This window comes from Propionicimonas sp. (assembly GCF_047606205.1).
Taxonomy (GTDB): Bacteria; Actinomycetota; Actinomycetes; order Propionibacteriales; family Propionibacteriaceae; genus Propionicimonas.
The window spans coordinates 1-3,673 of sequence record NZ_JASGES010000070.1 but is presented as its reverse complement, the minus strand read 5'-3'; the positions used below and the strand labels follow the sequence as shown (position 1 = coordinate 3,673).

At 72.8% G+C, this 3,673-nt stretch carries 5 protein-coding genes; 3 read left to right on the top strand and 2 right to left on the bottom strand.

Features of this window, described 5'->3' with window-relative positions:
* Positions 1 to 183: 183 nt before the first annotated feature.
* Together QM633_RS04770 and QM633_RS04765 are read right to left on the bottom strand one after the other, a co-directional pair.
* Positions 184 to 990 carry a class I SAM-dependent methyltransferase gene (locus tag QM633_RS04770; protein WP_415152585.1) on the bottom strand — a complete coding sequence of 269 codons (807 nt, stop codon included), beginning with the start codon at positions 988 to 990 and terminating at the stop codon, positions 184 to 186.
* Positions 991 to 1,198: 208 nt separating this feature from the next.
* The gene (locus QM633_RS04765) at positions 1,199 to 2,188 is read right to left on the bottom strand and encodes an EamA family transporter (RefSeq protein WP_415152584.1); all 990 of its coding nucleotides are present in this window, start codon (positions 2,186 to 2,188) and stop codon (positions 1,199 to 1,201) included.
* A 260-nt stretch (positions 2,189 to 2,448) separates the two neighbouring features.
* On the opposite strand from QM633_RS04765, the gene rpsJ reads away from it, so the two are divergent.
* The 3 genes from rpsJ to rplD all read left to right on the top strand — a co-directional run.
* Positions 2,449 to 2,760: a 30S ribosomal protein S10 gene (gene rpsJ / locus QM633_RS04760; RefSeq protein WP_020488540.1), complete on the top strand. Its 312-nt coding sequence runs from the start codon at positions 2,449 to 2,451 to the stop codon at positions 2,758 to 2,760.
* An 11-nt stretch (positions 2,761 to 2,771) separates the two neighbouring features.
* Complete coding sequence (rplC, locus tag QM633_RS04755) at positions 2,772 to 3,428, top strand: 50S ribosomal protein L3 (RefSeq protein ID WP_415152583.1); 657 nt, start codon at positions 2,772 to 2,774, stop codon at positions 3,426 to 3,428.
* On the top strand, positions 3,425 to 3,673 hold a 249-nt coding region (rplD, locus tag QM633_RS04750), incomplete at its 3' end, for a 50S ribosomal protein L4 (RefSeq protein ID WP_415152582.1). The genes rplC and rplD, both read left to right, overlap by 4 nt.

Below are 3,673 nucleotides of genomic sequence, written 5' to 3'. Positions count from 1 at the left end.
GCAGGTCGTCGCGGCGGCTGCGGCGGGAGCGGGGCCGCCCACCACCGGGGCGGCGCCGAGCAGCAGGGACAGGGCCGCGCCGAGGGCGGCGCGGTGGGGCAGAGTCCGGGTCATGGGGCCACGGTAGGGCTGAGCCGGTTCCGGACCCGGACGGGAGGCAGCAGTCGTACGACTTCGGCGGTCTCAGGGCTGTGCGACCACGAGGCGGACGGCCCCGCCGAACTCCGGCAGGGTGCGCAAGCGGCCGTGCCGCGCGTCCCAGGCACCGGATGCCAGGTCGGCCGCCAGCCGGTCGAGACCGGCGGCGACCGCGCCGGGATCGGCGAAGTGCCAGGCTGACTGCGCGGCCCGTACGGCCGGGTCGAGGAAGGCCTCGGGGCGCCCGTAGAACGCCTCGGTGAAGCCGTCGGTGCAGTCCAGCGGGATCGGCACCGGCGTCACGGTCGTCGAGCCGCCCAGGACGGCGCGGATCGCGTCGATCGCGGGGTAGCGGGCGGCCTCTGCGGCGAACACCTCGGGTACATAGGTGTTCAGCCACCAGCCCGGTACCGCGTCGGGATCGAAGGTCAGCAGGACCACCGGTCCGCTGCTCACCCGCCGGAGTTCGCGAAGCCCCGCCGCCGGGTCGCGCCACTGGTGGATGGTCACGGTCGCCATCGCCGCCTCGAACGCGTCGTCGGGAAAAGGCAGGCGCTCGGCCGTCGCGTCGACGACGGGCGCCGAGCCCGCCGGGCGTTGTGCCCGCATCCTGGCTGACGGCTCGACGGCCACCACGTCGAGATCGTCGGGTTCGTAGGAGCCGGCACCGGCGCCGACGTTCACCACTGTGCGGGCGTCGCCGAGCCCGGCACGGATCAGGGTCGCGATGCGCGGGTCCGGTCGTCGCCGGTGCGCGTAGCCGGCACCGCCGGCCTCATAGTCGACGTCGCCGGCCGGGCTCGTCCGAGGGCTTGGCCCGGGCTCCGGCCCGGCGCTGACGGTGTCGTGCACGAGTCCACCCCATCACGCCCGGAGCCCGGCGACAATCGGGTGCCCGCGAGCACGGCGCTCCAGCGCGGGACCCCGGGCTCGCGGGGCACCCCGTTCCCGAAGCGGTCCTCGGCCCGGGCCGCGGCGCACAAGCAGGTCCGCAGGATGTCGCGACTTCGGCGCGCGAGGTCAGCGGGTACGCGGTGGCGGCGCCGGGCGGAGCGTGGGCTCAACCCTCCTGCCCGGCCTCGAGCTCCTCGAGCAGGGCTGGCCGGCGGGCCGGCGCGGCGCCGGTGGACGCCCGGATCAGCACCACGCCGGCCACGATCAGCCCGCCACCGAGCACCTGTATGGCCCGGGGGATCTCGCCCAGCACGGTCGCGGCGATCAGCGCCGCGAACAGCACCTCCGAGAGGCTGACGAAGCTCGACAGCCGCTCTCCCATCATGGCGATGCCGGCCACGCCGAGCGCGTACGCCACCACGGTGGCCGCGAGCACCACCACCGACAGGGGAACCCACCACGGCACCGACGCGCCCATCAGTCGCACGTCCACCAGCGGCGCGGAGTAGGGCAGCGCCCCGACCAGCACGGCCAGGCCCAGCGCGACCGCACCGACCGGCAGGCCGAAGGCGGGCAGCGCCAGGGGGTGCAGCCGCGACCCACGCGCGCCCAACACGAAGTAGGCGGCCGCGCCGACCATCGCGCACAGGCCGAACAGCACACCGAGCGGGTCGAGCCGTGCCCCGGTGAGATCGAGCACGCAGAAGAGCCCGACCAGGCTGGTCGCCGTGCCCGCCAGCACCAGTCGGGACGGCGCGCGCCGCGTCCGCAGCCAGGCGAGCAGGACCAGCGCCACCGGCGCCAGGTACTCCAGCAGCAGGGCCACGCCGACGCTCACCCGGGAGACGGCGGCGAAGTACATCAGCTGGGCCACGGCCACGGCGAGCGCTCCGAAGCAGACCACGGTGCGCCACTCTGCGACCACCACGCGCAGGCGTCCCCGCATCACCCACAGCCCGACCGGCAGCAGCAGGAGCGCCGCAGCGGCGACCCGCCAGAACACCGCGGCGCCCGGCGTCCAGCCGGCGTCCATCAGCGGACGGGCGAAGGTGCCCGACGTCGCGAAGGCCAGCGAGGCGGCCAGACCGAGGCCGACGCCCAGCCCGGTCCGGCCAGGCTTGACGGTGCGGGACGACGGCGTCGAGGGTGAGGTCACCCGGGCAACTCTGCCAAAGCTGTGAGATTTGGCATCGCAGCGCCCAGCATGAAAGAATCGACAGGTTGCTCCGACGGGGACGCCAGTTCTGGCGGCCCCCCGGCAAGTCTGGCGCTGACGTGCCGGGCCCTACCACGACCCATCAAAGATCGGTCATGCGCGGCCCAGACGTGGTTCGACACGCCCGACCCCGGGGGTCGGAGAGACGTGCTTCTCCGGAAGATGCACCGGGGGAGGAAGACGAGAAGAAGGACGAACCAGTGGCGGGACAGAAGATCCGGATCCGACTCCGGGCCTACGACCACGAGGTCATTGACTCCTCGGCGAAGAAGATCGTCGACACCGTGACCCGTACCGGCGCCAAGGTGGCGGGGCCCGTGCCCCTGCCCACCGAGAAGAACGTGTTCTGCGTGATCCGTTCGCCGCACAAGTACAAGGACAGCCGCGAGCACTTCGAGATGCGTACCCACAAGCGGCTCATCGACATCCTCGATCCCACGCCGAAGACCGTCGACTCGCTGATGCGGCTCGACCTGCCGGCGGGTGTCGACATCGAGATCAAGCTTCCGTGAGGTCAGACGAGATGAGCGAAACCAACGTGAAGGGCCTGCTGGGCACCAAGCTCGGCATGACCCAGGTCTGGGACGAGAACAACCGCGTCGTCCCGGTGACCGTGATCCAGGCGGGTCCCTGCGTCGTGACCCAGGTCCGCACGCCCGACGTGGACGGCTACTCCGCCGTCCAGCTGGGCTTCGGTGCGGTCAAGGCCAAGAGCGTCACCAAGCCGGCCGCCGGCCACTTCGACAAGGCCGGCGTCACCCCGCGCAAGCACCTCGTCGAGCTGCGCACCGCCGACGCCAGCACCTACACCCTCGGCCAGGAACTGACCGCCGACACCTTCGCCCAGGCGGAGATCGTCGACGTCACCGGTGTGACCAAGGGCAAGGGCACCGCGGGCGTCATGAAGCGCCACGGCTTCGGCGGCCTGCGCGCCACCCACGGCGTGCACCGCAAGCACCGTTCGCCGGGCTCCATCGGCGCCTGCGCCACCCCCGGCCACGTCTTCAAGGGCACCCGGATGGCCGGCCGGATGGGTGTCGAGAAGGTGACCGTGCAGAACCTGACCATCCACGCCGTCGACGCGGAGCGCGGGCTGATCCTGGTCAAGGGCTCCGTGCCCGGCCCCAAGGGCGCCCTCGTCGTGCTGCGCACGGCGGCCAAGAAGGGAGCTCAGGCATGAGCGAGACCCGCACCGTGAACGTGCTCGGCACCTCCTCGACCACGGCCGACCTGCCGGGCGAGCTGTTCGACGTCCAGACCAACGTGCCGCTGATCCACCAGGTCGTGGTGGCCCAGCAGGCCGCGGCCCGCCAGGGCACGCACGCCACCAAGACCCGGGGCGAGGTCTCCGGCGGTGGCGCCAAGCCGTGGCGGCAGAAGGGCACCGGCCGCGCCCGCCAGGGTTCGCGCCGCGCCCCGCAGTGG

Coding starts and splice junctions, on each gene's coding strand:
- rplC (WP_415152583.1), top strand. CDS start 2,772: ATGAGCGAAACCAACGTGAAGGGCCTGCTGGGCACCAAGCTCGGCATG.